The organism is Candidatus Nitrospira neuquenensis, from assembly GCF_979578155.1.
In genome coordinates this window covers 105,305-130,853 of sequence record NZ_CEFZDU010000033.1, presented here as the reverse complement: position 1 = coordinate 130,853, position 25,549 = coordinate 105,305, and the positions used below count along the sequence as shown (strand labels likewise).

At 70.7% G+C, this 25,549-nt stretch carries 25 protein-coding genes; 11 read left to right on the top strand and 14 right to left on the bottom strand.

What is annotated here, in order from left to right; genetic code table 11:
- Positions 1 to 2: 2 nt before the first annotated feature.
- Positions 3 to 1,703 carry an NADH-quinone oxidoreductase subunit 5 family protein gene (locus AC1U7O_RS11470; RefSeq protein ID WP_479895036.1) on the bottom strand — a complete coding sequence of 567 codons (1,701 nt, stop codon included), beginning with the start codon at positions 1,701 to 1,703 and terminating at the stop codon, positions 3 to 5.
- A 211-nt stretch (positions 1,704 to 1,914) separates the two neighbouring features.
- On the opposite strand from AC1U7O_RS11470, the gene holB reads away from it, so the two are divergent.
- The 7 genes from holB to AC1U7O_RS11435 are packed head-to-tail and all read left to right on the top strand — an operon-like array spanning position 1,915 to position 10,183.
- A complete protein-coding gene (gene holB, locus AC1U7O_RS11465) occupies positions 1,915 to 2,955 on the top strand; it encodes a DNA polymerase III subunit delta' (RefSeq protein WP_479894915.1) in 1,041 nt (346 codons plus the stop codon).
- 34 nt (positions 2,956 to 2,989) lie between these two features.
- Positions 2,990 to 4,957: a methionine--tRNA ligase gene (gene metG / locus AC1U7O_RS11460; RefSeq protein ID WP_479894914.1), complete on the top strand. Its 1,968-nt coding sequence runs from the start codon at positions 2,990 to 2,992 to the stop codon at positions 4,955 to 4,957.
- Between the two features lie 7 nt (positions 4,958 to 4,964).
- Positions 4,965 to 5,867, top strand: coding sequence for a hypothetical protein (locus AC1U7O_RS11455; protein ID WP_479894913.1), 903 nt, complete (start codon positions 4,965 to 4,967; stop codon positions 5,865 to 5,867).
- Positions 5,868 to 5,919: 52 nt separating this feature from the next.
- Positions 5,920 to 7,746 carry an ATP-dependent zinc metalloprotease FtsH gene (gene ftsH / locus AC1U7O_RS11450; RefSeq protein ID WP_479894912.1) on the top strand — a complete coding sequence of 609 codons (1,827 nt, stop codon included), beginning with the start codon at positions 5,920 to 5,922 and terminating at the stop codon, positions 7,744 to 7,746.
- On the top strand, positions 7,743 to 8,456 hold the full coding sequence (locus tag AC1U7O_RS11445) for an HAD family hydrolase (protein ID WP_479894911.1): 714 nt from the start codon (positions 7,743 to 7,745) through the stop codon (positions 8,454 to 8,456). Before ftsH ends, AC1U7O_RS11445 begins: the two co-directional genes overlap by 4 nt.
- Positions 8,453 to 9,190, top strand: coding sequence for a class I SAM-dependent methyltransferase (locus AC1U7O_RS11440; RefSeq protein ID WP_479894910.1), 738 nt, complete (start codon positions 8,453 to 8,455; stop codon positions 9,188 to 9,190). Before AC1U7O_RS11445 ends, AC1U7O_RS11440 begins: the two co-directional genes overlap by 4 nt.
- Positions 9,191 to 9,244: 54 nt before the next feature.
- The gene (locus AC1U7O_RS11435; RefSeq protein ID WP_479894909.1) at positions 9,245 to 10,183 is read left to right on the top strand and encodes a cation diffusion facilitator family transporter; all 939 of its coding nucleotides are present in this window, start codon (positions 9,245 to 9,247) and stop codon (positions 10,181 to 10,183) included.
- Between the two features lie 73 nt (positions 10,184 to 10,256).
- On the opposite strand, the gene AC1U7O_RS11430 is transcribed toward AC1U7O_RS11435, so the two are convergent.
- The 5 genes from AC1U7O_RS11430 to AC1U7O_RS11410 form a co-directional block, all read right to left on the bottom strand.
- Positions 10,257 to 10,829 (bottom strand): phosphatase PAP2 family protein, encoded by a 573-nt coding sequence (locus AC1U7O_RS11430; protein WP_479894908.1) that lies wholly within the window; start codon positions 10,827 to 10,829, stop codon positions 10,257 to 10,259.
- A 27-nt stretch (positions 10,830 to 10,856) separates the two neighbouring features.
- Complete coding sequence (locus AC1U7O_RS11425; RefSeq protein WP_479894907.1) at positions 10,857 to 11,342, bottom strand: energy transducer TonB; 486 nt, start codon at positions 11,340 to 11,342, stop codon at positions 10,857 to 10,859.
- Positions 11,343 to 11,358: 16 nt separating this feature from the next.
- Positions 11,359 to 13,794, bottom strand: a complete 2,436-nt coding sequence (locus AC1U7O_RS11420) for a TonB-dependent receptor (RefSeq protein WP_479894906.1) — start codon at positions 13,792 to 13,794, stop codon at positions 11,359 to 11,361.
- 141 nt (positions 13,795 to 13,935) lie between these two features.
- Entirely contained in the window at positions 13,936 to 14,250 is a 315-nt protein-coding gene (locus AC1U7O_RS11415) for a hypothetical protein (RefSeq protein ID WP_479894905.1), read from the bottom strand.
- Positions 14,247 to 14,663, bottom strand: a complete 417-nt coding sequence (locus tag AC1U7O_RS11410) for a Fur family transcriptional regulator (RefSeq protein WP_479894904.1) — start codon at positions 14,661 to 14,663, stop codon at positions 14,247 to 14,249. Before AC1U7O_RS11410 ends, AC1U7O_RS11415 begins: the two co-directional genes overlap by 4 nt.
- Before the next feature lie 171 nt (positions 14,664 to 14,834).
- On the opposite strand from AC1U7O_RS11410, the gene AC1U7O_RS11405 reads away from it, so the two are divergent.
- Together AC1U7O_RS11405 and AC1U7O_RS11400 are read left to right on the top strand one after the other, a co-directional pair.
- Positions 14,835 to 15,641 carry a TatD family hydrolase gene (locus AC1U7O_RS11405; RefSeq protein WP_479894903.1) on the top strand — a complete coding sequence of 269 codons (807 nt, stop codon included), beginning with the start codon at positions 14,835 to 14,837 and terminating at the stop codon, positions 15,639 to 15,641.
- 20 nt (positions 15,642 to 15,661) lie between these two features.
- Positions 15,662 to 15,883 carry a hypothetical protein gene (locus AC1U7O_RS11400; RefSeq protein ID WP_479894902.1) on the top strand — a complete coding sequence of 74 codons (222 nt, stop codon included), beginning with the start codon at positions 15,662 to 15,664 and terminating at the stop codon, positions 15,881 to 15,883.
- Between the two features lie 9 nt (positions 15,884 to 15,892).
- Here AC1U7O_RS11400 and AC1U7O_RS11395 read toward each other — a convergent pair whose 3' ends face one another.
- Complete coding sequence (locus AC1U7O_RS11395; protein ID WP_479894901.1) at positions 15,893 to 16,423, bottom strand: NYN domain-containing protein; 531 nt, start codon at positions 16,421 to 16,423, stop codon at positions 15,893 to 15,895.
- Positions 16,424 to 16,579: 156 nt separating this feature from the next.
- On the opposite strand from AC1U7O_RS11395, the gene AC1U7O_RS11390 reads away from it, so the two are divergent.
- The gene (locus AC1U7O_RS11390; RefSeq protein WP_479894900.1) at positions 16,580 to 17,986 is read left to right on the top strand and encodes an N-acetylmuramoyl-L-alanine amidase; all 1,407 of its coding nucleotides are present in this window, start codon (positions 16,580 to 16,582) and stop codon (positions 17,984 to 17,986) included.
- Positions 17,987 to 18,014: 28 nt separating this feature from the next.
- On the top strand, positions 18,015 to 18,785 hold the full coding sequence (gene truA / locus AC1U7O_RS11385) for a tRNA pseudouridine(38-40) synthase TruA (protein WP_479894899.1): 771 nt from the start codon (positions 18,015 to 18,017) through the stop codon (positions 18,783 to 18,785).
- Positions 18,786 to 18,977: 192 nt separating this feature from the next.
- On the opposite strand, the gene cysE is transcribed toward truA, so the two are convergent.
- The 7 genes from cysE to fbp all read right to left on the bottom strand — a co-directional run bounded on the left by cysE (position 18,978) and on the right by fbp (position 25,499).
- A complete protein-coding gene (gene cysE / locus AC1U7O_RS11380; protein WP_479894898.1) occupies positions 18,978 to 19,628 on the bottom strand; it encodes a serine O-acetyltransferase in 651 nt (216 codons plus the stop codon).
- 7 nt (positions 19,629 to 19,635) lie between these two features.
- On the bottom strand, positions 19,636 to 20,112 hold the full coding sequence (gene ispF, locus AC1U7O_RS11375; RefSeq protein WP_479894897.1) for a 2-C-methyl-D-erythritol 2,4-cyclodiphosphate synthase: 477 nt from the start codon (positions 20,110 to 20,112) through the stop codon (positions 19,636 to 19,638).
- Between the two features lie 66 nt (positions 20,113 to 20,178).
- Positions 20,179 to 20,892, bottom strand: coding sequence for a 2-C-methyl-D-erythritol 4-phosphate cytidylyltransferase (gene ispD / locus AC1U7O_RS11370; RefSeq protein WP_479894896.1), 714 nt, complete (start codon positions 20,890 to 20,892; stop codon positions 20,179 to 20,181).
- The gene (locus AC1U7O_RS11365) at positions 20,885 to 21,907 is read right to left on the bottom strand and encodes a PIN/TRAM domain-containing protein (protein WP_479894895.1); all 1,023 of its coding nucleotides are present in this window, start codon (positions 21,905 to 21,907) and stop codon (positions 20,885 to 20,887) included. Before AC1U7O_RS11365 ends, ispD begins: the two co-directional genes overlap by 8 nt.
- Positions 21,908 to 21,955: 48 nt before the next feature.
- A complete protein-coding gene (locus AC1U7O_RS11360; RefSeq protein ID WP_479894894.1) occupies positions 21,956 to 23,506 on the bottom strand; it encodes a DegQ family serine endoprotease in 1,551 nt (516 codons plus the stop codon).
- A 30-nt stretch (positions 23,507 to 23,536) separates the two neighbouring features.
- Complete coding sequence (locus AC1U7O_RS11355) at positions 23,537 to 24,460, bottom strand: class I fructose-bisphosphate aldolase (RefSeq protein ID WP_479894893.1); 924 nt, start codon at positions 24,458 to 24,460, stop codon at positions 23,537 to 23,539.
- 28 nt (positions 24,461 to 24,488) lie between these two features.
- Positions 24,489 to 25,499, bottom strand: a complete 1,011-nt coding sequence (fbp, locus tag AC1U7O_RS11350; protein WP_479894892.1) for a class 1 fructose-bisphosphatase — start codon at positions 25,497 to 25,499, stop codon at positions 24,489 to 24,491.
- Positions 25,500 to 25,549 lie beyond the last annotated feature (50 nt).

Below are 25,549 nucleotides of genomic sequence, written 5' to 3'. Positions count from 1 at the left end.
CCCTACAGGCCGGCGGCGACGCGTTGCAGGAACCGCGTCACGCCCTTCCCGACCCTGCGGTACCAGGCGTCGAGGTAGAGACGGTTCAGGAAGAGCACGTACAGCCGGGCCTCCAGGAGCGGCAGCCACGAGGGCCGCCACAGCCGCTGCCCGTGCGCGTGGGCGTATATCAGGCCCCAGCCCGCGACGATCAGCAGGGCGGTCGCGCCGACCAGCAGGTCGAAGAGCCATCCCGGCAGCGCCGCGGCCCCGTAGTAGGAGGTGACAAGGGCCGGATCGGGGTACAAAAAGTAGGTGAAGGCCTCGCCCGCCCAGAGGTAGGTGACCACGATGAGCCCCAGGGCCAGCAGCATCGTGCCGGCGATCTTCCAGGACTCAACCGCCCGGAGGCGCGACAGGCTGATGACCGCCTGGGAGGCCGTCACCCAGCCGAAGAACAGGAAGATCACCGCCCCCTGGGCGTCGCGGAGCGGGACCCGGAGCACCCCGTGGGCCGCCAGGACGATGACCAGGGGCAGCAACAGGGTCACGGCGACGCCGGTGCCCCAGGCCAGCGGCGAGAACGCCGCCGGCGTCGTCACGGTCGCGGAGGGCGGCAGCTTGGGCTCCCGGCGCGCCGCATGGATCGCCTGCCCGGCGTTCAAGAACAGGGTGGCCTTGAACAGGCCGTGGGCGACCAGGTGGAATACGGCCAGGGCGAAGGCGCCCAGCCCGCATTCCATCACCATGTAGCCCATCTGGCCCATGGTCGAGAACCCCAGGGTCTTCTTGACGTCGGACTGAGTGAGCATGATGGCGGCGCCGACGATCGCCGTCGCCCCGCCGATCAGGAAGACCAGGTGCAGGGTGCCCGGCGACTCCACGTAGAGGGGGGCGAGCCGGTTCAGCAGGAAGCCGCCGGCGTTGACGATCCCCGCGTGCATGAGGGCGGAGACCGGCGTGGGCGTGTCCATCGTGTCCGGCAGCCAGACGTGGAGCGGCACCTGGGCGGACTTCGCCACGGCCGCGACGAAGATGAGCCCCGTGACGAGGGCGGCCGTCGGGACCTCCGCCCAGCCTCCGGGCGGGAGCACGACCGTCCCCGCCTGCGCGGCCCGGGCGAACAGCTCGTCGAAGTCGAGGGTCCCGTACCGGCCGTAGGCCACGAGCAGCCCGGCCAGGAAGGCCAGGTCGCCCACGACATGCACCGCCAGGGCCTTGCGGGCGGTGTGCTGCGCCGGTGCGGACCGCCGGTTGAAGGCCAAGAGCAGGTACAGAAGCCAGCTCAGCCCGTGCCAGCAGAGGAAGAGCATCAACAGATTCGGGCTCGTCACGAGCCACAGGAGCAGGCTCGTGGTCAACCCGAGGAGGCAGAAGAACCGCGCGTAGCCCTCCTCCCCCTGCAAGTACCGCAGGGAGTAGAGGTGGACGATCGCGCTCACGCCCGTGATGAGCACCATCATGACGGCGCTGAGCCGGTCGAGGTGCAGGGCGATCCGCAGGGGGCCGCCCTCCGCGCCGCCGGGAAGCAGGAAGACGGTGCTCGGGCCACGCTCGACCACGGCAGCCAGCAGCCAGACCGCCCCGAGCAACGCCAGGGCCACGGCGAGCACCCCGCCCCGCGCGCCGTCCTCGCCCAGTCGCCGCCCGAACAGGCCGACGGCGAGCCCGCCGACCAGCGGCAGCAGAGGGACGAGGCACGCAAGCTCCACGGGCATGACCATGACCACGATTCCCGGCTCCGCCGGCCGTCGGACTGGCCGCATCCTACGAGGGTTCCGACCGTCAGTGCAATCTCCTGTTCGGCAGGGGGGATGGCTGGGGCGAACGGACCGTCTTGCTAAGCCGATCGTCCGGGGGGAAGGGCCGGCTCGACCCGACCCCGCTTTCCCTTTTCGGCCCCCTTCGGCTAAGATGCCGCGGCGAGGTGCGCCCATGCCCTTCCGCGACGTGATCGGACACGACCGCCCCAAGGCGATGCTGCTCGCCGCGCTCCGCCGCGATCGCCTCGCCCACGCCTACCTGTTCCACGGCGAGGCGGACATCGGCAAACGCCTGCTGGCCCTGCGCTTCGCCCAGGCCGTCAACTGCGACGCCGAGCCTGGCCCCGACGGCCCGGACGCCTGCGGCGCCTGTCGCTCCTGCCGCCAGATCGAGGCGCAGACCCACCCGGACGTGAGGGTGATCGAGCCGGACCGGGAGGCGGCCACCCCCCAGATCAAGATCGAGCAGGTCCGCGAGATCGAATCCCAGGTCGTCTACCGGCCGCTGGTCGGCCGCTACAAGATCTGCCTGATCGACCAGGCCGACCGGATGACGATCGGCGCCGCGAACGCGCTGCTGAAGACGCTGGAGGAGCCCCCGCCGCACTGCCTGTTCCTGCTGGTGTGCGACCGCCCGCTCGCGCTGCCGGCGACCGTCCGCTCGCGCTGCCAGCCGCTGCGCCTCGCCGCCCCCGCCCCGACCCTGGTCGAGGCCGAGCTGATGGCGCGGCGCGGCCTGCCGCCGGATGCCGCGCGACTCCTCGCGGCGGCGACCGAGGGCCGGATCGGCCTCGCGCTCACGGCGGACATCGAGGCCCTCCAGCGGCGGGAGGAGCGCCTCGGCCGGGCGACCGCCCCCGGCACCCTCCGCTCCGTCGCCGCCCTGCTGGCGGAGGCGGAGGCGCTGGCCAAGGGCGAGGACGGCGCCGAGGCGCTGGACCGGCTCGCCGGCTGGGTCCGCGACGCGCTCCTGCTGCGCGTCGGCGTGCCCGAGACGCAGATCCTCCACCGGAACCGGCTGCCCCAGGTGCGCGAGCTGGCCGCGGCGGCCGACGCCGACGCGCTCCTCGACCTGCTCGACCACCTCGACACCCTCCAACGCGCCGCCGCCCGCCACCTCAACCTGCAGCTCGCCCTCGAGTCCGCGCTGCTGCGGCTGCGCGACGCGACGATGCCCGCCGCCCCCGCGTCGCCGCCCGCCCGCTCCGTCTAGCAATCGGCCAGAGCAACCTGGTATCTTCCCCGCCATGGGCCGCTTCTACGTCACGACGCCGATCTACTACGTCAACGACGTGCCCCACATCGGCCACGCCTACACGACGATCGCGGCCGACGTGCTCGCGCGGCACCACCGGCTGCGGGGCGACGACACCTTTTTCCTGACGGGGCTCGACGAGCACGGCCAGAAAGTGCAGCGGGCGGCGGCCTTGGCCGGTATCCCGCCGCAGGAGCATTGCGACCGGCTCGCGCCCAAGTTCCGCGACCTCTGGGCGAGGCTCGCGATCTCCCACGACGCCTTCATCCGGACGACCGACGCCCCGCACAAGGCCGAGGTGCAGCGGTTGCTCCAGACCCTCTTCGAGAAGGACCTGCTCTACCGCGCGGACTACACGGGCTGGTACTGCACGTTCGACGAGCGCTTCTGGACCGAGAAGGACGTGGCGAACGGGCAATGCCCCGAGTGCCACCGGCCGGTCGAGCGGCTGAGCGAGCGCAATTACTTCTTCCGGATGGGCCGGTACCGCGAGCGGCTCATCCGGCACATCGAGGCCGCGCCGGACTTCATCCAGCCGGTCGCGCGGCGCAACGAGGTCCTGGGCTTTCTGCAACGGCCGCTGGAAGACCTCTCGATCTCGCGGCCCAAGGCGCGGCTCTCCTGGGGCATCGAGCTGCCCTTCGACCGGGACTACGTGACCTACGTCTGGTTCGATGCGCTGGTGAACTACGTCTCGGCGCTCGCCTACCTCGCGCCCGCCGGCGCGGTCGCACGCTATTGGCCGGCCGACCTGCACCTGGTCGGCAAAGACATCCTGACGACCCACGCGGTCTACTGGTCCACGATGCTGATGGCGCTCGACCTGCCGCTGCCCCGCGCGATCTTCGCCCACGGCTGGTGGACGGTGAACGGGGAGAAGATGTCCAAGAGCCGCGGCAACGTGGTGGACCCCCAGGCCATCGTGGCCGAGTTCGGCGCGGACGCGTTCCGCTATTTCCTGCTGCGCGAGGTCCCCTTCGGCCACGACGGCGACTTCTCGCGCGAGGCGCTGGTCGGCCGGATCAACAGCGACCTGGCGAACGGCATCGGCAACCTGCTCAGCCGGACCCTGACCATGGTCGAGCGCTTCGCGCAGGGCCGCATCCCCGAGCCGGGCGAAGGACCGGAGACGGACGTGGACCGCGAGCTTAGGGAATCGGCGGTCGAGGCGATGATCCGCGTCGACCAGCACCTGGCGAAGCTGGAATTCAACCGGGCGCTGGAGGCCCTCTGGACCCTGGTCCAGCAGGCGGACCAGTACCTCGACAAATGCGCCCCCTGGACCCTCGCCCGCAAGCCCGACCAGGCGCCGCGGCTGCGGACCGTGCTCTACCATTCTGCCGAGACGCTCCGTCTGCTCGGCCTGGCCCTCGCCCCCTTCATGCCGGGCAAGGCGGAGGCCCTGCTGCGGCAGCTCGGTCCGACGGTCGACCTGTCCAAGCCGCTGCCCGCCGCCGCGTCGGCCTGGGGCGGCCTGAAGCCGGGCACGGCGACCGCCAAGGGCCCACCGCTGTTTCCCAGGATCGAATCGCCGACCGTCAGCACAGGAGGCCGACCCGTGACGTTGAACGAGCCGACACCCCAACCCGCGCCGCCCGCCGCGGCGGCCGACCCGGCGCAACCCGCGGCCGCCGTCCCCCAGATCACGATCGAGGACTTCCAGAAGGTCCAGCTCAAGGTCGCCCTGGTGCTGACCGCGGAGCGGGTGCCCAAGTCCGAGAAGCTGCTCAAGCTCCGGGTGGACCTCGGGGACGAGCAGCGGCAGATCGTCGCCGGCATCGGCAAGACCTACGAGCCGGACACGCTCGTCGGCCGCCGCATCGTCATCGTCGCCAACCTCAAGCCCGCCAAGCTGATGGGCGTCGAGTCCCAGGGGATGGTGCTCGCCGCGGGCGACCAGGAGGTCGGCGGGCTCGTGACGATCCTGGAGCCGGTGGCGCCCGGCACGAAGGTGAAGTAGAGAAGGCATGAACCGCCCGGCCCCGATCGGTCCATGGCTCGCGGCGATGGCGTTGGCGCTCGGCCTCGCGGCCCCCGGCGCGGCGGCCGACCCGTCGCCGGGCGCGCCCGGCCGTCCCGCCCCCGAGGAGGCGGAGCCGACGGACGCGCTGCCGATCCCCCAGGGCCCGCTCCCCACCGAGATCATGGTGCGGGTCGTCGCCCACGGCGCGATGGTCCTCGGCGACGAGGTCGGCGGGGCCCGCGTCACGATCACCGACGCGGCGACGGGGCAGATCCTCGCGTCGGGACTCCAGACGGGCGAGGCCGGCGACCAGAACCAGATCATGCGGACACCGCGGTTCATGGGCGAGCCGCGGTACACGTCGCGCCCCTCCGGCTCCTTCCACGCGACCCTCCTGCTCGACAAGCCGACCCTGGTCGAAATCGCCGCCCAGGGCCCGCTGGCCCATCCGGCCGCGATGCAGCGCGCGAGCAAGACGGCGTTGCTCATCCCCGGACAGGACCTGACGCAGGACGGGCTCGTGCTGGAGCTGAACGGCTTCATCGTCGAGATCCTCCGGCCGCCGCCCGGCCAGCCTCTGCGCGCGACCGAGGACGTGACGCTGACCGCCTCGATCCGCCTGTTGTCCGGCGCGCCGCTCCGTCCGCACGGGGACTGGGATTCGCGCAGGGTGAAGATCTATGGGGAGGTGCTGATCGGCGACCGCGTGGTCGAGCGGCTCCAGCTCTTCTACAGCGGCGCCAAGAGCCACTTCGAGGCGCCCTTCTTCGTCCCCTCCCCGACCGACGCCCCCGACGGCGTCCGGCTGCGCGTCGTCGCGGCGGACGGCGCGGGAGCCAACTTCGGCGTGGGCGAGGCCCGCTACCCGGTGCTCCCGGCCCAGTTCACGCCCTCGAAAAAGCGGTAGCCCCGCGGCGGGACGGCATCTCGACCCCGGACGCGAGGGCCCGGAGGCGACCATGGACCCCAAGCAGCGCCAGTTCTCGATCTGGTACATCTTCATCGCCCTCTGGACGTTGATGCTGATCCAGATCTTCGTCACCCCCCTCTTCAACCAGGGGGAGATCCCCTACAGCGAGTTCAAGGCGGCGGTGGAGGCCGGCCGGGTCCAGGCCGTGTCCATCACGCCGACGATGATCCACGGCCGGATGAAGGACGAGGGCGCGGACGGCCAGCCGGCCGAAGCCCGCATCTTCCACACGGTCCGGGTGGAGGACCCCGACCTCGTCCGCGACCTCCGGCATCGCGGCGTCACGATCACCGGCGTCGTCGAGAACACCTTCTGGCGCGACCTGCTCTCCTGGGTCATTCCGATCAGTCTCTTCGCCGTGGTCTGGCTGTTCCTGCTCCGCCGCATGGGCCAGGGCCAGAGCGGGTTCATGACGATCGGCCGCAGCAAGGCGAAGATCTACATGGAGAAGGAGGTCAAGGTGACCTTCGCCGACGCCGCGGGGGTGGACGAAGCGAAGGAGGAGCTGCGGGAGGTCATCGAGTTCCTCCGGACGCCCGAGAAGTTCGGCCGGCTGGGCGGGAAGATCCCCAAGGGTATCCTGCTCGTGGGCCCGCCGGGGACCGGCAAGACGCTCCTGGCCAAGGCGGTCGCCGGCGAGGCGGGCGTACCCTTCTTCTCGATCAGCGGCTCGGAGTTCGTCGAGATGTTCGTCGGCGTGGGAGCCGCCCGCGTGCGCGACCTCTTCGAGCAGGCCAAGCAGAAGGCCCCCTGCATCATCTTCATCGACGAGCTGGACGCGCTCGGCAAGGCCCGCGGCGTCGGGCCGATGGCACACGAGGAGCGCGAGCAGACCCTGAACCAACTCCTGGTCGAGATGGACGGCTTCGACCCCCGCGCCGGGGTCATCATCATGGCCGCGACCAACCGGCCGGAGATCCTCGACCCCGCGCTGCTGCGCGCCGGCCGCTTCGACCGCAACGTGCTCGTCGACCGGCCGGACAAGGCCGGGCGCCTCGCGATCCTCCGGCTGCACGCGCAGAAGGTGCCGCTCGCGCCGGACGCCGACCTGGAGGTCGTCGCCTCGATGACAGCCGGCTTCGTCGGCGCCGACCTCGCCAACATCATCAACGAGGCGGCGCTGCTCGCGGTCAGGCGCGAGAAAGACCGCGTCGGCCTGGCGGAGCTGCAGGAGGCGGTCGAGCGGGTCGTCGCCGGGCTGGAGAAGAAGAACCGCGTGCTGAGTCCCAAGGAGAAGGAGCGGGTCGCCCACCACGAGGTCGGCCACGCGCTGGTCGCGCTCTCGATCCCCGGCTCGGACGCGGTGCAGAAGATCTCCATCATTCCGCGGGGCGTCGCGGCGCTCGGCTACACGCTCCAGCTCCCCACGCAGGACCGCTTCCTGATGACCAAGTCGGAGCTGGAGAACCGCATCGCCGTCCTGCTGGGCGGCCGGGTGGCCGAGGAGCTCGTCTACGGCGAAGTCTCGACCGGCGCGCAGGACGACCTGCTCAAGGCCACGAACATCGCCAAGAGCATGGTCAAGGCCTACGGCATGAGCGACCACCTGGGCCGGGTCAGCCTGGAGCGGGACCGCCAGCCCCTCTTCCTCCAGACCGGCGAGCCCGCCGGCCCCGGCGACTACAGCGAGGAGACGGCCCGCGAGATCGACTGCGAGATCCGGCGGATCATCGACGAACAGCATGCGCGCGTGAAGGCCCTCCTGTCCGCCCAGGAGAAGGCCCTGCGGGAGGCGGCGGGCGCCTTGCTCGTCCGGGAGACGCTCAGCGGCGACGAGCTCACGGCCATCCGGGACCGGGCGAGGCAGCCGGCATGACCCCTCTCCCCGGCCGGCCCCGCGCGCTGCTCTTCGACCTGGACGGCACGCTCATCGACACCTGGCGGCTGTATCTCGACGCGTTCCGGTACGCGCTGTCACCGCCGCTCGGCCGTCCCCTGTCGGAGGAGGACATCGTCGCCCTGTCGCCCTCGGCCGAGCGGCGGCTGATCGAGCGGGTCGCCGGCGGGCCGGCCTTCGAGGCGACCTTTACGCGGTTCCTCGACCGTTACGCCGCTTCGCACGCCGGCCTGTTCGACGGCCCCTACCGCGGCGTGCCGCGGATGCTCGCCGAGGCGCGGGAAGCGGGCGTCCGGCTGGCCCTGGTCACCGGCAAGAGCCGGGCGGCCTGGCGGATCACGGAGCGCGAGGCGGGGCTCCCGCCCTTCGACGTCGTCGTGACCGACGACGACGTGACGGACCCCAAGCCCAGTCCCGACGGCCTCCGGCTCGCGCTGAACGCATTGCGCCTCAACCCGGCGGAGGTCCTGTTCATCGGCGACTCGCTGCTGGACGGCGAGGCGGCCCGGGCGGCGGGCGTGCCCTTCGGCGCGGCGCGCTGGGCCGACCCGCCGCGCGACCAGGAGTCCTTCGGCTCCGTCGGCCGCTACGGCGGGCCGATGCTGACCTTCACGACGCCGGAGTCCGTCCTCGCCCTGCTGCGGGAGGGTACCGGCACGGCGTCGCTCGCCGGAGAGGATCGCCGATGACCGACCGCCGGCTCAGCCGTCGCACCCTGCTCCTTGCCGCCGCGCTGGCGCTCTCGGCGGGCCCGCTCGGGACCGTGCCGGCTCCCGCCCAGGAGGCGCAGCCCCACGGGGGAGCCCACCAGGGGGCGGATCGCCACCGCCGGCCGGAGGACCTGCAGCGGTACCTGCGCGACCTCGACAGCCCCTCGCGCGACGAATACCAGAAGCCGGCCGAGGTGATCGCGGCGCTGCGCCTCGCGCCCGGCATGGCCGTGGCGGATCTCGGGTCCGGCTCCGGCTACTTCACGCGCCGCTTCGCCCAGGCCGTCGGGAGCCGCGGCCTCGTCTACGCGGTGGACGTCGAGCCCGAGATGCTGGCCTATGTCGAGAGGAGCCTCCCGCCACCGGCCGGCCGGGCCAAGGTCGAGATCGTGCTGGCGGACCCCGCCTCCCCGCGCCTGCCGCCGGCCTCGGTCGATCTGGTCTTCGTGTGCAACGTCTACCACCACCTGGAAGACCGGGCGGCCTACTTCGCGCGGCTCGCCGCGGCGCTGAAGCCCGGCGGCCGGGTGGCCATCGTGGACTTCCACCAGGACGAGCGGTCCGGCAACGTCGGCTTCCCGCGCCGCCACCTCGTGGCCCGCGAGACGGTGCTCGCGGAGATGGCCCGGGCCGGCTACCGCCCGGTGCGCGAGCACGGGTTCCTGCCCCGGCAGTATTTCCTGGAGTTCGAGCCGGTCCCGAACGCGCCGTAGGCCTCCGTTGCGGCCGCCTTGCTCCGCGGCCGCAACCGTGCCAGACTACGCCCGATGCCTCGAAGCGAGTATGACCTGCTGCGGTTCCGCCTGCGGCTCGCGCTCGGCCTGAACGCGCTCGTGATCCTGGCCGAGTTCGTCGGCGGCTTCCTGATCAACAGCACCGGCGTCATGAGCGACGCCGGGCACAACCTGATCGACCAGGGCTCGCTCTTCCTCGCCCTCTACGCCCACATCCTGGCCGCCCGACCGGCCACGGAGGAGCGCACCTTCGGCTACCACCGGGCGGGCATCGTCACGGCCTTCGCCAACGCCTTCGTCCTGCTCCTGACCGCGGCGGCGATCGGCCTCCTGGCCGTCCGCCGCTTGGTCGAGCCCGTGCCCGTGGACGGCGGCTGGGTGAGCGCGATCGCGTTCCTCGCCTTTCTCGCCAACCTCGGCATCGCGCTGCTCCTCCAACGGGGCGCCCAGGACGACCTCAACATCCGCGGTGCCTTCCTGCACATGCTCGCCGACGCCTGGGTGTCGCTGGGGGTCATGGCCACGGGGCTCCTGATCTGGTGGACGGGCTGGACCATGTTCGACCCGGCGATCTCGCTCGCGATCGTGGCGGTGATCGTCAAGGGCGCCTGGCCGATGTTCCGGGAGTCGCTGGAGGTGCTGCTGGAATCCACGCCGCCCGGCATCCGGACGGCGCACGTGGTCGAGGCGATCGAAAAGGTCCCCGGCGTGAAGAACGTGCACGACCTGCATATCTGGGCGGTGGAGCCGCGGCTGGTCATGCTGACCTGCCACGTGATGGTGGAGGGGGACGACAGCCGGCTCACCGACGAGCTGCTGCGGACGATCCGCTCGCGCGTCGCGGCGGAGTTCGGCATCCGGCACCTGACGATCCAGATGGAGACGCGCTGCTGCCACCCGGAGGCCGTCCACTGCAACCTGAACGACCTCACGGGCCACAAAAAAGCGACAACTGGGCAAGCGGACAGGTAACACGTGGGCAAGGACACCACGTGCCCATGGGGGAAGGACGAAGGCGGCGGCGCTCGCCCTCCCCGTCGACTTGTTACTCGTTGACTGGCCCGCTTGCCGCCGTGCCGCTCGTCACCTTCCTTCCAAATTCCGGCCGGCGGAGCAGCCAGAGCGCGACGCCCGCGCCGACCAGCCCGCCGAGCAGCCACCCGCCGAGCACGTCGCTCAGGAAGTGCGCCCCGACGTAGATCCGGGCGAATCCGATCATCGCCACGAGGGGCCAGCTCACCCAGCCCGTCGCCGGGTAGAGCACCTGGAGGAAGGCGGCCGCGGCCGCGCTGTTCACCGCGTGGTTGGAGGGAAAGCCGAAGGTGGCGCCGCAGCCGGCCAGCTCCCGGACGTCCGGCAGGACCCGGCAGGGTCGGCCTCGGGCGACGGCCTGCTTGAGCTGCGCGCCGAGGAAGTCCGCGACGACGATCAGGGCGACGAGCGCCGGGCCGGCGATCAGCGCCTCGCGCCGCCTCGTCCAGAACCAGTAGGCCGCGGCGAGGGCGCCGGGCCACAGGACGGTGCCGGCGCGGGAGAGGGCGAGGGCGGCCTGGTCCAGGAGCGGCGACCGCCCCGCCAGCCCGTTGATCGCGTAGAAGACCGCCTCGTCCAGGCCCACAACGCCTCCCGCCGCGCCGACCCCGCGCTATCGGGTCCGGAAATGGATGCGGACGGTCAGCTCGCCGTCCACCGGCTCGTCACCCTGCAACTGGGGGTTGAACTTCCAGCGCTCGAGGGCGTGGATGCCGGCGATCGTCAGCTCCCGATGCTGGGCCGGCTGGAGGACGACGACGGTCACGACGGCGTCCTTGGAGACGAGCATCCGCGCCTTCATCCAGTCGTCGAGGGGCTGCCCCTCCAGCGACGGCGGAATCGCCGGCCACGGGGTGTAGGTCGGCACGGGTCCCGCCTGCCGGTCCTTGTTGAGCGGCAGCCCGTGGACATGGACCTCGGGCAGGACCACCATGTCCTCCAGATGGTCGGACTCGTGCGTCGCCCCGTCGCCCTCCGCGGCCCCCGCCGGCCCCGCGAATAGCAGCCCCAGCAGCGCCAGCCACGCCGCCCGGCTTCCGCCCCTGCGGCGTCCGCGCCGCGCGCTCCCCTCAGGCCTCTTCCCCCCCTTCCCCCTCACGCCCCCCTCACGGCATTTAGAAAAACCACTGGCCCCGGAGATAGAAGGTCCTCGGCATGCCGGCATGGGCGATGCCCAGGCCGATGCTGCCCTCCGAGTTGTTGTAGAAGTAGCCCTGATCCAGGATGTTGATGACGTCGAACCCCAGCAGGAACTTCTGCGTGCTCGTGATCGGGATCTCGTGCGTGAGCGAGGCGTTGTAGATCGTGTAGGAGGGCATGTGGGTCGAGTTGACCTGCGCCCCCGGGTCCGCGGTGCGGATGCCGGAGCCGAAGAGCATTTGGCCGGACACCGTGCTGCGCTCCAGGAACCGGTACGTCACGATCGCCGAGCTGGTGATGATCTGCATGTGGTCGGTGAACACGCCGCCGGGCCGGTTGATGTCGTTGATCTCGCTCTGATCGAGCAGAAACTGGCCGGATTGCAGCCCGTAGCCCTTGGACTGGCCCCAGGCCAGGTTGGCCCGCCCGGTCAGGTTCTCGGTCATGTTGACCTTCAGGATCGTATCCACGCCCCGCTGCCAGCCGTAGCTGTAGGCGAAGTAGTTGAGCAACGGGGTCGAGCCGAACTGGCCCGCGTCGCCCATGTTCCGGTTGAGCTTGTAGTACCCCACGACCTCCAGGGTGGCCTTGTGTCCGAACGCGTGGTACCAGCCGACCTCGAAATAGTTCGCCCGCTCCGGTTTCGGCGGGGTCGTCGTCAGGTTCTCCGGCTGGGCGGTGGTCCCGACGGTCTGGGGGACCAGAAACGCGACGGATTCCAGGTTGGGCGGCGTGAACATCCGGCCGTAGTAGGCGTGCACGACGTTGGCCTGGTCCAGCTTGTAGGTGACGCCGACGCGGGGGCTGAGCTGCATGGCGTCGGTGAGCGCCTGGATGTAGTCATACCGTAGGCCGATGTTGAAGGTCAATTTCTCCGTGGGCGTGTACTGGTCCTGGATCCAGAGCTCCTCGCGCCAGCCGATCACCCGGCGGCTCCCGTCGATGTTGATGACGGGCCCGGTGGGATCCCCAGCCCCGTCGCGCTGGAAGGCGAAGATGGACGTCTTGTTCACCGCCAGCGTCCGGTCCACCTGGAAGCCGTACTTGAGGAGGTGCCGGCCGGAGAGCTTGTTGGTGTAGTCGAGCCGGACGCCGACCGAGTAGGCCATCCGGTCCTGGTTCGCGGCCGAGAAGGGCTCCGCCGTGTCCTGCGGGTAGCTCAGGACGTTGAAGGGGTCGGTCTTGAACGTCGCGCGCGTCTGCCGGCCGTAGAGGGCCAGGCTGAAGAACTGGGTCGCGCTCACGTCGTGCCGCCAGACCATGTGGCCGTACTGGTTGTTCTCGTACTGGTTCTGATCCACCGCCTGGGAGGCGACCGGCGTGAAGCCGGGGTTCTGCGCCTGGATCAAGGCGACGGTGGCCGCGCTGGGCGTCAGGCCGGGCAGGTTCGGCACCTGGTACTTGGCGACCGCGCCCATGAAGAGGAAGGAGAAGTTGTTGCGATTGTTGAGCTGGTAGTCGCCCCGGAGATAGGTCTGGTTGCGCTCGCTCTGGTCGTGGAAGGGCGGCCGGCCGAGCGTCGGCGGGTCGATGCCGCGGTTGGTCGAGAGGAAGCTGTTCAGCGCGTAGAAGCGGAACTTCTCGCCGAGCATCCCGCCGTACTCGAAGGAGGGGTTCAGCATCCGGTTCTGCCCGCCGAACATCTGGATCGAGCCGAAGCCCGGCCTCGTCCCGCTCTTGCTGGTGATGTCGATGAGCGCGGCGGTGCGGTTCCCGTACTGGGCCTCCATGCCGCCCAGGATGATGTCGGCCCGCTCCCAGGCCCGCGGCGTGATCACGTCGGCGAAGGTCGTCGAGACCGTGTCCGGGATCGGCACGCCGTCGATGCGGAACTGGAGATTCGCGTGGTCCTGCCGGACGTACACCTGCTTGAGCGCGCTGACCGCCGCGCCGGGGATCGTGGCCAGGACCTGGTCCACGTCGTTGTTGTTCCCGCGCGGAAGCTGCTCGACCTCCTTGCGGCTCAGGGAGTAGGTCTCGCTGGAGGCCTTGTACTGGATCGGCGGCAGCGGCGAGACGATGTCGAGCGCGATCTCCTGCGTGAGGGCCAGGGTCAGCTTCACCGGGGCCGGCCGCTCGGTCCCGACCTTCAACACCAGGTACTCGCTCCGGTAGGTGTCTTGGACGGCGCTGACCGAGTAGGTCCCCTCGGCCGGCGCGACGAGCGCGAACTCGCCCGCGTCGTTCGTGACCGTGTCGGCCACGACCATCCCTTCCTGATCCCGCAGTTCGACGATGGCCTGCGCCACCCGTCGCAGGTCCTGGTTCTGGACGTAGCCCGTGATCGTCCGCGGATCGTCCGCGGGCGGCTGCGCGGACGCTTCAACGAGCCACGCGCCCCAGAGACACACCGAGAGCCCCGCCGCGCCGAGGCAGCATCGAGCCGATCTGCTCACCCTTCGATCGGACATGCACGGCCTCCCTTTCCCATCCAAAGTCCAATGGCCGGCCGCGCGGCGACGGCGCGGAACAGGCCGCGCCGGGGCCGCCAACGGACCGGGCAAGCGACCGACCGAGCCGGCCGCCGTCCCGCGACAATTCGAACGCCGGGATCAGGTCGAGGGAGGAGCGCGCGAAGGCCGGTACGACAGGAGCTGGGCCGAGAACCGCACGGCGGGCAAGGACGGATCGTGCCGCTCAGGGGAGAAGAACCGACCCGGGTCCACGATGGGCGCGAGGAGGGAGGCGAAACTGTGGGCCTGCACCCACTGGCAGAGGTCGGTGTCGGAATGCTCGTGGCCGTCGTGGTCGGCGGCCGCGAGCGCGTGGTGGACGCCGAGCGCGACCGCGAAGGGCCCCATGGCCAGCAACAGGCCGGCGAGGACCAGCGCCAGCCCGGTCCGGGCCGCTGCGGCTCTTCGTCTCACCGGCACTTGGGGCACCATCCGAAGAACTCCAGCGCGTGGCCGTCCACCCGGAACCGGGTCTCTCGCTCGACCAGCGCGGCCAGCTTTTTGAGGGGACAGAGCATCAGGTCCACGATGCGTCCGCAGCCCTGGCAGCGAATATGGTGGTGGTGGTCCCGGCCATGTCGGACCTCGTAGCGAAACTGGCCCTCCTGCAGCTCGATCGGAGAAACGAGCCCGAGGTCCTTGAGCACGGTCAACGTCCGGTAGACCGTCGCCGGGTCGGCGGATACGCCCGTCGCCCTCAGGTGCTGGTGAATGTCGGCCGCGCTCAGGGGATAGCGCGCCCGCTCCAGCACCTCCAGGATGGCCTTGCGGGTCCTCGTGAGCCGCCGCCCCGTCGCCCGCAGACCCGCCGTTAATGTGGCCGGCATGGTGCCCCCCTCAAACTCACACATGCAAGTGAGTTGCATTTAGCATATCGCCGCGCACGTGTCAACACCCACCCCCCTCTAGAGGCCTCGCCCTTTCGAGCGAAATGCGGCCGTGTTAGGATACGGCGCCTTCACGGGATGGAGCCGTTTCGTCAAGACCGGAGGCGCCGTGTGCTGATCGACACCCACGTCCACCTCGACGATCCCCGGTTCGCCGCGGACCGGGACGAGGTCCTCGCGCGGGCCCGGGAGGCCGGCGTCGAGCTGTTCGTGACGATCGGCTGCGACCTCGCCACGAGCCGCGCGGCCGTCGAGCTGGCCGACCGCCTGCCCCCGGTCTTCGCCTCGGTCGGCGTGCACCCGCACGAGGTCCGGCACATCGGCGACGACTGGTACGACCAGCTCCGGCGCCTGGCCGCCCACCCCAAGGTGGTCGCGTACGGAGAGATCGGCCTCGACTACCATTACAACCATTCCTCCCCGCGGGAGCAGCGCGAGCGGTTCCGCGAGCAGGTCGGCCTGGCGAAGGACCTCGGCCTCCCCATCGTCGTCCATACGCGCGAGGCCCCGGAGGACACGGTGGCGATCCTGACGGAAGAGAAGGCCGGGGACGTCGGGGGCGTGTTCCACTGCTTCTCGGGGAACGCGGACCTGGCGAGGCGGGCGCTGGACCTGGGCTTCCACCTCTCCTTCTCCGGCGTCGTGACCTTCAAGAACGCCGAGACGCTCCGCGAGATCGCCCGGACCGTGCCGGCGGACCGGCTGCTCGTGGAAACCGACTGTCCCTACCTCGCGCCGGTCCCGCACCGCGGCAAGCGGAACGAGCCGGCCTATGTCCGGCACGTCGCCGAGCTGCTGGCCGGCTTGAGAGCGGGGACCGCCCCCGCCGCCATCGAGGAGATCGGGCGTCAGACCAGCCTCAACGCACGGCGCCTCTTCCGATTCGACGAGCGGCGGGGGCCGGCCTCGGCCTCCTGACCTCCACCGGGAGCCACACCATGGACGAGAAAGACATGACGCTGGCGATCGAGCTGCTGGTCAACCACCTCGTTCACTTGAGGACCCAGGTGGATATCCTGCAGGAGCAACTGGAGCGGCAGGGAGCCCTGCCGACGGAGGTGGTCGGCCGCGAGCTCGACCGGACCTGGACGACCCAGGGGAATGAGGCGGTGGAGGCCTTCTGGAGCGAGTTCGAGCGGATCAGGCGGGAGGCGGAATGAGCGGCCGGCTCAGAAGCGATCAAGTTGCCGGAGCCGCTTGCGGACGGCTTTGGGGAGCTTGCGGGGGTTGCCGCGCTTGCCCTGGGTCTTCCGGGGCGTCACGTCCTCCTCGTCGCGCCCGGGCCCGGGACGGGCGGCCGGGACGGCCGGCGCCGCCTGGAGTCTGGCCGCGAACTCCCGGGCCGCGATGATGAAGGCCCCGCGCGCCCTCGCGTAGTCGGCGACCTCGCGATCCGAGGACACCACCGCGCAGTCGCTCCCGAACTCCTCCGCCAGCCGCTGGATCACCCGGTCGGCCCGCTCGCCCCGCCTCGTATAGACCACCTCGACGCCGGCCCGGTGCTCGCGCCGCTCGGCGCCGGGCCCCTGCTGCCAGGCGTCGAAGACCACCGTCACCGCATGGCCCCTGCGCTGCCGGTAGAGGGCCAGCTCGCGCAGGAGCGCCTCGCGCGCGGCCTCGCCGCGCTCCGGGTCGGGACGGCCCGCCTGGCCGCGGACGCCGAGGAGATTGTACCCGTCGATGATCACGTGCCGGGGCATGGACGCAGCCTATGCCGCGGGGGCCGGGGCTGTCAACGCGCGCAGGGCGGGCCATGACCGTCACCCGGTCGAGCCCTGCCGTCCGGCCGATGCCGCTTCCATCCGGCTTGACAATCCCCCCCGCATCTGAGACAACCGTGACCGGAGGCGTCACGGATGCTCCGGTTGTTCCACAGGATGCTCGCCCTGAGCCTCGCGGCCCTGCTCCTGAGCTGGGCCGCACCGCCGCAGCCGGCCGACGCCGCCGTCGCCTCCCTCGGCCGCTCCGAGCCCCACACCGCCGGTCAGCCGGTGCAGACCAATGGCAAGAAGGCCGCGAAGCCGGCCTCCCGGGCCGCCGCCGGCCCGACGCTCGTCAAGGACCTCCGGTACCGGGCCCATCCGGACTACACGCGCCTCGTCTTCGACCTTCAGCGGAGCGTCACCTTCACCCAGAGCCGGGAGAAGGCCCCGGACCGGGTCATCATCGAAATCCAGAACGCCGTCCTCAGCAAGGTCGCCAAGGGCCGCCTGAGCGACGGCGGCTTCCCCCCCGCCATCGCCGTCGCTCAGCCGAATCCCCGGTCTGTGACGATCGTTCTGGACCTCGGCTCGGTGAGCGATTACAAGCTGCTGCCGCTCCGCGACCCCGACCGGCTCGTGCTCGACGTGTACCGCCGGGGTACCCAGGCGCCGTCCCGCACGGCGGCCGCGCCCACGACGCCGCCGGTCATCAAGGCGGCTCCGAAACCGCCGCCCGCCGAACCCGCCGAGCCGACCGAGCCCGCCCAGCCGGCCGACGCGCCCCACGCCGTCCCCGCCTCCTCGCCGCCGCCGGCCGCTCCCAAGGAGCGCGAGGCGGTGAAGGTGTTGACGCCCGAGCAGCGCGAGGCGAGCGAGATCCGGACCATCGTGATCGACCCGGGCCACGGCGGCAAGGACCCCGGCGCGATCGGCCGCACCGGGGCGGAGGAAAAGGAGATCACGCTCCGCGTCGCGCTCAAGCTCCGGGACCTGATCGTCAAGCGGCTGGGCAAGAAGGTCCTGATGACGCGGGACCGCGACGTCTTCATCGAGCTGGAAGATCGCGCCAAGTTCGCCAACCGGAACAACGCCGACCTCTTCGTGTCCATCCACGTCAACTCGCATCCGCAGCGCGCGGTCAAGGGCCTGGAGGTCTACCACTTCGGCAAGGCCAGCGACCGCCGGGCGCTGGAGGTGGCCGCGCGGGAAAACGGCATCCCCATCGACCAGGTGGACAACAACCCGGTCAACGCCATCGTGCTGGACGTCGTCGCGACCAAGAAGGTCAACGAGTCTCAGACGCTCGCCTGGGCGACCAAGGAGGCGATGGTCACGCGGCTGGACGACCACTACGACGTCGTGGACCACGGCGTGAAGACCGCGCCGTTCTACGTGCTCCGCTTCACGACGATGCCCAGCATCCTGGCGGAGATCGCGTTCATCTCGAACCCGACCGAGGAGCGCCTGATGCGCAGCGAGGCCTTCGTCTCGCGCATGGCCGAGGCGATCTTCGAGGGCGTCCGCGCCTACGTGACGCCCGTCCAGACCGTCAAGCAGTAGCCGTCCGCCGAGCCGGCGGCCCCGCCGCATGCAGACCATCAAGCTCATCCTGGAGTACGACGGCTCCGCCTACGCCGGATGGCAGCTGCAGCCGAACCGCCCCACGGTCCAGGCCGCGCTGGAGGAGGCGATCGCGCGCATCTGCGGGGTGCGGCTGCGGGTCGTCGGCGCCGGCCGGACCGACGCGGGCGTCCATGCCCTGGGCCAAGTGGCCGGCTTTCGCGTGGAAAGCCGGCTGACGCCCGAGCAGTGGCGGCGCGCGCTCAACGCCCTGCTCCCCCCGGACATCTGCGTGAGGGCCGCCGAGGTCGCGCCGGACGACTTCCACGCCCGCTACGACGCGCGCGGGAAGCTCTACGAGTACCGCCTCCTGCAGCAGCCTTGGCGCCCGGCGCTGGAGCGCGCTCGCGCCTGGCACGTCTGCGGCCCGCTCGACTTGGCGGCCATGCACGAGGCAGCGGCCGTCCTCGTCGGCCGCCACGACTTTTCTTCCTTCCAAGGCCACCCGACCGATACGGAAAACCCCGTCTGCCACCTCCGGCGGCTGGAGGTGGCCGGCGAGGGACCTCTTGCCTCTTCCCATCTCATCCGCATCGAGGCCGAGGCCGACCGCTTTCTCAAACAGATGGTGCGCGCGATCGTCGGGACCCTGGTGGAGATCGGCCGGGGCAAGCGGCCGGCCAAGGCCATGCAGGAGATCCTCGCCGCCAAGGACCGCCGTTCCGCCGGCCTCACCGCCCCACCACAGGGGCTGTACCTGGTGAGGGTGGACTACGCGCCGGCGGCCGGCGGCCGTTGAGCTGCGCCGCCAGGTTGTCACAGCCGCCGGCGAAGAATCCCCAAGGGGGACCGGGCGCACGGCGCGACGAAGAAGGAACGCGGCGTTTACGCGCGCCGTCGAGATGGTGCGGCGGGCGGGGCGTGCGAGGCCCACGGGGGGCGCGCCGCGACACGACCCGTTGGAGCCTGGAGGCGTGGACGGGGCAAGGGCTCAGGAATCAGCCGGACGGTTCTGGTTCTCCAGCTTCTTCCTTAGCTCGATGATCTCGCGCTCGAGGGCTTCGAAGCGGTCGGCGATGGGGTCGGGCAGGTTGATATGGTCCATCGTGGCCTCGGGCAGGCGCTGGCCCTCCATCTTGATCACGCGGGCCGGGACGCCCGTCACGGTCGAGTTGGGCGGCACCGACTTGAGCACGACCGAGTTGGCGCCGATCTTGACGTTGTCGCCGATCTTGATCCCGCCGAGGATCTTCGCGCCCGCCCCGACGACCACGTGGTTGCCGAGCGTCGGGTGCCGCTTGCCGCGCTCCTTCCCCGTCCCCCCCAGCGTCACGCCCTGGAACAGCGTCACGTAGTCGCCGATCTCGGCCGTCTCGCCGATCACCACGCCCATGCCGTGGTCGATGAAGAAGCCGGTGCCGATCTTCGCGCCGGGATGAATCTCGATGCCGGTCAGCCAGCGGGCGAGCTGGGAGATGAAGCGGGGCAGGAAGGGCACGCCCCAGGCGTGCAGGCGGTGCGCCACCCGGTAGGCCAGCAGGGCGTGGAAGCCCGCGTAGGTGAGGATGACCTCCAGCGCGCTGGTCGCGGCCGGGTCGCGGTCGAAGACCGCTTGGAGGTCCTGTCGAACGGCTTTGAACATCGCGCGGTTACTTCCCCGTGATCAAGCAGACCGCCTGCGCGGCGATCGCCTCCTCGCGGCCGATCGCGTCGTCGAGCCCCTCGCCGCCCTTGACCTTGACGTTCACCCGCTCCCGCTCGACCTTCAGCACCTCGGCCAGGCGCGCCTGCATGGCCGCGAGGTGCGGGCCGAGCCGCGGCGCCTGGGCGATGATGACCGTGTCCAGGTTGACGATCCGCAGGCCCTTCGTGTCGAGCATGGCCGCGACGTCCTCCAGCAGCCGCAGGCTGGAGATGTCCTTGTAGCGCGCGTCCGAGCTGGGGTAGTGCCGCCCCAGATCGCCCTCCCCCATGGCCCCCAGCAACGCGTCGCAGACCGCGTGGACGAGCGCGTCCGCGTCGGAATGGCCGACGAGGCCCTGATCGTGCGGCACGTCCACGCCGCCCAGGATCAGCTTGCGCCCCCGGCCCAACGGATGGATGTCGTAGCCCAATCCGACCCGCATGCGTCCCCCGTTCCCCGCGAAGCGCCGCCGCTGGTGACGCGCGGACGAACCCGCGCGGCGGGCGCGTCACGCGTCTCGCGCCCCGCTCCTTCGCGCGGCCAGGATGGCCTCCCCGATGACGAGGTCCTCCGGCCTGGTGATCTTGATGTTCTCGCCGCTCCCCTCCACGACCGCCACGGGGTTGCCGAACCATTCGACAAGCTGCGCGTCGTCCGTGGCGCGGACTCCCTCGAGCTGGGCCTTGCGGTGCGCCTCCCGCAGAACCCCGACCCGGAAGGCCTGCGGCGTCTGGGCGAGCCAGAGGCCCCGGCGGTCCACGGTCCGCTCGACGAGGCCGTCCGCGCCGACCCGCTTGACCGTGTCGCGCATGGGGATCGCGACGACCGCCGCGCCCCACTCCGCCGCCCGCGCCAGCGCCCGGCCGATCATGTCCGCGGTCAGGAAGGGCCGGACGGCGTCGTGCACCAGCACGAACTCCGCCTCGTCGCCGACGGTCTGGAGCCCCAGCCGGACCGAGTCCTGCCGCTCCTCCCCGCCGGGGACAACGCGGGCGACCTTGGTCAAGCCGTGCCGGGCGACGATCTCGCGCAGGCAGTAGTCGCGCTCCGCGGACGGGACGACGAGCACGACCTCGTGGACGGTGTCGGCGCGTTCCAGGGCGAGGAGGGAGTGCACCAGGATGGGGAGCCCGCCCAGCGTCAGGAACTGCTTGGGGACGTCGCCCCCCATGCGGAGCCCCCGCCCCGCCGCCGGGACGAGGGCGACGGTCCGGTTAGCCACGCGCGACCTGGAATTCCTCTTTTTCGGCCTCTTCCTTCAGCCGGGTGAAGATCATCCGGCCGGCGGTGGTCTGCAGCACGCTGGTGACGACCACGTCCACGTTGCGGCCGATGCAGCGCTTGGCGTTGTCCACCACGATCATCGTGCCGTCGTCGAGGTAGGCGACGCCCTGGCCGGCCTCTTTGCCCTCCTTGAGCACGAAGACGCGGATGGTCTCGCCCGGCAGCACGACCGGCCGGAGCGCGTTGCACAGCTCGTTGATGTTGAGGACGCGCACCCCCTGCAGCTCGGCGACCTTGTTCAGGTTCAGGTCGTTGGTGATGACCTTGGCCCCCACCTTCTTGGCGAGCACGACGATCTTGGAATCCACGTCCTTCACCTGGGGGAAGTCGTCGTCCACGATCCGGACGTCGATGTCCACCATCTTCTGGATCTTGTTCAGGATGTCCAGCCCGCGCCGCCCCCGCGCCCGCTTGAGCGAATCCGACGAGTCCGCGATGTGCTGGAGCTCGTGGAGGATGAACTGCGGGACCAGGAAGGTCCCCTCCAGGAAGCCGGTCTCGCAGAGGTCGGCGACCCGGCCATCGATGATGACGCTCGTGTCGAGGATCTTCATGTTGGACACGGACATCGCGTGCTCCGGATGCTTGGCCCCGCCCGGCAGTTTCTCCCGCCCGAACCGGGCGCCGAGGACGAGTCCCAGGTAGGGCAGCCCCAGCAGGAACACGAGCCCGCCGATGTGGAAGAGGAAGGTCTCCACGTCGAAGACGACGCTGCCGACCCACTCCACCAGCCCGGTCAGCACCAGCCCGATCGCCACCCCGGCCGTGCCGCCGACAATGACGCCGAACGAGAGCTGCTGCAACGCATATTCACCGGCCAGAATAAGTCCGCCCGTGGCCGCCCCGATCGCGAACCCGGCGAGCATCAACGGCACGCCCGGCTCCCCTCCCCTGAGGAAAAGGGCCATTCCCGCCAAGGCGCACAGGAGCACGAAGACCGCGCGTCGTGCCATAGACTCACCCCCTTCGGCGTCGAATTATAGCACCGGTCCGTCTCCGACTTACGACTTCACCGTCACATAGCTCGTCCGTCCGTTCCGCTGGATCAGCAGCAGCACGCTCGGCGCCTCCGCCGCGGCCGAGGCCGCCTCCCGGTAGGCCTTCAGGTCGGCCACGGGCCGGCGGTTGACCTCCAGGATCACGTCCCCCGGCCGGAGGCCGCTCTCCTCCGCGACGCTGCCCGGCCGCACGCCGGCGATCACCACGCCGCGCTGCGCGGCCGAGAGGCCCAGGCGGCCCGCCATTCCCCGGTCCAGATCCTGCACCTCGAGGTCCGACAGCAGCCCGGCGGGGCGCACGGCCTCCGCGCTCTCCTCTTCGCCGGCCTGGGCGACGCTCTTGGGCTGCTCGGCGATCGTGACCTCGACCGTCTTCGGGCTCCCCTCGCGGATCAGCTTGACGACCGCCTTCCGCCCCACCTCCGTCTGGGCGACGAGGTTCTTGAGATGGGCGGGGGTGTCCACCGGCTTGCCGTCGAACTCCACGATGATGTCGCCGCGCGCGAGGCCCGCGCGCTTGGCCGGGCTGCCGTCCAGCACGTCGCTCACCAGCGCGCCCTTCGTGTCCGCGGCGCCGAACTGCGAGGCCAGCTCCGGCGACAACTCCTGGATGGAGACCCCCAGCCAGCCCCGGACGACCCGTCCCGATTTCACGAGCTGATCCATGATGGACCGGGCCATGTTGCTCGGGACGGCGAACCCGATCCCCATGTTGCCGCCGCTCTGGCTGAAGATGGCCGTATTGATCCCGATCAGCTCGCCCCGGGCGTTGACCAGCGCCCCCCCGGAGTTGCCCGGGTTGATCGCCGCGTCCGTCTGGATGAAATCCTCGTACTCGGCGATGCCCATGCTCGCCCGCCCGATCGCGCTGATGATCCCCATCGTCACCGTCTGGTGCAGCCCGAAGGGGTTGCCGACCGCGAGGACGAACTCGCCGACCTGGAGTCGGTCGGAGTCGGCCCAGGGGATCGTGCGCAGCCCCTCGGCTTCCACCTTGAGCACGGCCAGGTCGGATTTGGCGTCGGTGCCGACCAGCTTGGCCTTGTACTCGCGCTTGTCGGCCAGGTAGACCTTGATCTCGTCGGCCTTGCTGACGACGTGGTTGTTGGTCAGGATGAGGCCGCTCGGGTCCACGATCACCCCCGACCCCAGGCTGCGCTCCTTCCGCTCCCGCGGCCCTTCCCGCTCCCGCGGCGCCTCGAACCGGCGGGAGAATTCGTCCCCGAAGAACCGGCGGAAGAAGGGGTCGTCGAAGGGCAGGGCATGGGGGGGACCGCCGGAGCTGGTCCTGGTCGTGAAGATGTTCACGACCGCCGGCGTGACCGCCTTGGCCACCTCCACGAAGTTCTGCCCGCCGGGCCCCGCCGTCGGCGGCAGGGCGACCGGCAGGGGCTGCGGGAGGGACGGCTCGGGCACGGCGTGGCCGAAGGGCAGCCAGCCCAGGTCCGACGCGACGACCAACCCGATGAGGACGCCCGCGCCGAGCAGCAGCGCGCGCGCCGCCCACGAGGCGGGCGGGCGCTGCCGCGGGCGGTAGGGTTCGTATCCGGTCACGGGAACTCCCTCACTGGCCGTCGGCTGCCGCTACGGAATCTCGCCCGCGTAGATGCCCATCACGGTCTGCAGGAACTTCAGGGCCTCGGCCTTGGGCCGCTGGAAGGAGTTGCGGCCGATGATCGAGCCGAAGCCGCCGCCGTCGCGGATCGCCCGGACCTCGTCGAAGAAGACCTTGTCCTCGCTCTTGGGTCCGCCCGAGAAGATCACGATCCGCCGCCCGTCGAAGGAACTCTGGACGACGTGCCGCACCCGCTCGGCGAGCGTCTTGATCGGCACCTGGAGGGACTCGTACACCTTCTTGGCGGCGGCCTGCTCCAGGTGGGCGGTCGGCAGCTTCACCTTCACGACGTGCGCGCCGAGCTGGCAGGCGATCTGGGCGGCGTAGGCGACCACGTCCACCCCGGTCTCCCCCTCCTTGCTGAGCTGGGAGCCGCGCGGGTAGGACCAGACGACGACGGCGAGGCCGTGGGCCTTGGCCTCCTCGCTGATCTCGCGGAGCTGCTGGTACATCGTCGTGCAGTGGGCCGAGCCGGGGTAGATCGTATAGCCCACCGCGGCGCAGCCGAGCCGCAGCGCGTCGCGGACGCTGCCCGTCACCGACGGCAGGGGATCCTTGTCGTCGTGCAGGAGGTCGTGGTTGTTCAGCTTGAGGATCAACGGGATGCGGCCGGCGAACTCGGCGGCGCCCGCTTCGATGAAGCCCAGCGGCGCGGCGTAGGCGTTGCACCCGGCGTCGATCGCCAGCTCGAAGTGGTAGTGCGGGTGGTAGCCCGGCGGGTTGGGGGCGAAGCTCCTGGCCGGCCCGTGCTCGAAGCCCTGGTCCACCGGCAGGATGACCAGCCGGCCGGTCCCGCCCAGCGTGCCGTGGGTGAGCAGGCGCGCCAGGTTGGCGCGCGTCCCCGGATTGTCGCTCCCGTACCAGCTCAGAATCTCCCGGACCCGATCGCTCATGCTCGCCCCTCCCGACTGAATGACGCGGTTATGAAGTCCGTCGTCCCTGGATGAACTGCTCCGCGGTCTCCACGTCCTCGCGGCTCCCGATGACGAGCGGGACGCGCTGGTGGAGCCCGGCCGGCTCGACCGCGAGGATGCGGTGCAGGCCCGTGCTCGCGCGGCCGCCCGCCTGTTCGACGACCATCGCGAGCGGGTTGGCTTCGTAGAGCAGCCGCAGCTTGCCCTCCGGCTTGTCCGCCTCGGCGGGGTAGAGGTAGATGCCGCCGCCGAGCAGGATGCGGTGCACGTCCGCCACGAGGCAGCCGGAGTAGCGCCCGGCGTAGGGGCGGCCCGTCGCCCCGTCCTTCGCCTTGAGCCAGTCCATGTAGCGCCTCGTGCCAGCCGGCCACTTCTGCGCGTTCCCCTCGTTGACGGCGTAGACGCCACCCCGCGCGGGGACCCGGATGTCCTGGTGGGAAAGGACGTATTCGCCCACCTCCGGGTCGAGGGTGAAGCCGTGCACCCCCTGGCCGGAGGTGTAGACCAGCATCGTGCTCGACCCGTAGAGGAGGTACCCCGCCGCCACCTGCTCGGTCCCCCGCCGGACCAGCTCGGCCTCCGCGGGCAGCCGGTCCTGCCCCTCGTGCCGGAGGACGGAAAAGATGGTCCCGAGCGGCATGTTCACGTCCGTGTTCGAGGAGCCGTCGAGGGGGTCGAAGAGGAGCATGTACTTGCCGTGCGGCCAGTTCTCGGGCAGTTGGACCGGCTTTTCCATCTCCTCGGAGGCCAGCGCGCAGACCAGCCCGCTGTAGGAGAAGACCTTCAGGAAGGTGTCGTTGGCCAGCTCGTCCAGCTTCTTGACGGTCTCGCCCTGGACGTTGACCTCGCCGGTCGTGCCCAGGATGTTGATCAGGCCGGCCCGCCGCAGGTCCCGGGCGATCATCTTGCCGACCAGGCCGATCTGGGCCATCAGGGCGGAGAATTCGCCGGTGGCGCCGGGATGGGCCGCCTGTTTCTGAATGATGAACCGCGTCAGCGTGACGGGAAAGGGACCCATGAGGACAGTCTCCCCGCGACGAGGTCACAATTATAGCCGGTTCGGGGTGG

Coding starts and splice junctions, on each gene's coding strand:
- AC1U7O_RS11355 (WP_479894893.1), bottom strand. CDS start 24,460: ATGAGCGATCGGGTCCGGGAGATTCTGAGCTGGTACGGGAGCGACAAT.
- metG (WP_479894914.1), top strand. CDS start 2,990: ATGGGCCGCTTCTACGTCACGACGCCGATCTACTACGTCAACGACGTG.
- ftsH (WP_479894912.1), top strand. CDS start 5,920: ATGGACCCCAAGCAGCGCCAGTTCTCGATCTGGTACATCTTCATCGCC.
- AC1U7O_RS11400 (WP_479894902.1), top strand. CDS start 15,662: ATGGACGAGAAAGACATGACGCTGGCGATCGAGCTGCTGGTCAACCAC.
- holB (WP_479894915.1), top strand. CDS start 1,915: ATGCCCTTCCGCGACGTGATCGGACACGACCGCCCCAAGGCGATGCTG.
- cysE (WP_479894898.1), bottom strand. CDS start 19,628: ATGTTCAAAGCCGTTCGACAGGACCTCCAAGCGGTCTTCGACCGCGAC.
- AC1U7O_RS11445 (WP_479894911.1), top strand. CDS start 7,743: ATGACCCCTCTCCCCGGCCGGCCCCGCGCGCTGCTCTTCGACCTGGAC.
- AC1U7O_RS11435 (WP_479894909.1), top strand. CDS start 9,245: ATGCCTCGAAGCGAGTATGACCTGCTGCGGTTCCGCCTGCGGCTCGCG.
- AC1U7O_RS11410 (WP_479894904.1), bottom strand. CDS start 14,663: ATGCCGGCCACATTAACGGCGGGTCTGCGGGCGACGGGGCGGCGGCTC.
- fbp (WP_479894892.1), bottom strand. CDS start 25,499: ATGGGTCCCTTTCCCGTCACGCTGACGCGGTTCATCATTCAGAAACAG.
- AC1U7O_RS11420 (WP_479894906.1), bottom strand. CDS start 13,794: ATGTCCGATCGAAGGGTGAGCAGATCGGCTCGATGCTGCCTCGGCGCG.
- AC1U7O_RS11440 (WP_479894910.1), top strand. CDS start 8,453: ATGACCGACCGCCGGCTCAGCCGTCGCACCCTGCTCCTTGCCGCCGCG.
- AC1U7O_RS11395 (WP_479894901.1), bottom strand. CDS start 16,423: ATGCCCCGGCACGTGATCATCGACGGGTACAATCTCCTCGGCGTCCGC.
- truA (WP_479894899.1), top strand. CDS start 18,015: ATGCAGACCATCAAGCTCATCCTGGAGTACGACGGCTCCGCCTACGCC.
- AC1U7O_RS11470 (WP_479895036.1), bottom strand. CDS start 1,703: ATGGTCATGCCCGTGGAGCTTGCGTGCCTCGTCCCTCTGCTGCCGCTG.
- AC1U7O_RS11455 (WP_479894913.1), top strand. CDS start 4,965: ATGAACCGCCCGGCCCCGATCGGTCCATGGCTCGCGGCGATGGCGTTG.
- ispF (WP_479894897.1), bottom strand. CDS start 20,112: ATGCGGGTCGGATTGGGCTACGACATCCATCCGTTGGGCCGGGGGCGC.
- AC1U7O_RS11365 (WP_479894895.1), bottom strand. CDS start 21,907: ATGGCACGACGCGCGGTCTTCGTGCTCCTGTGCGCCTTGGCGGGAATG.
- AC1U7O_RS11390 (WP_479894900.1), top strand. CDS start 16,580: ATGCTCCGGTTGTTCCACAGGATGCTCGCCCTGAGCCTCGCGGCCCTG.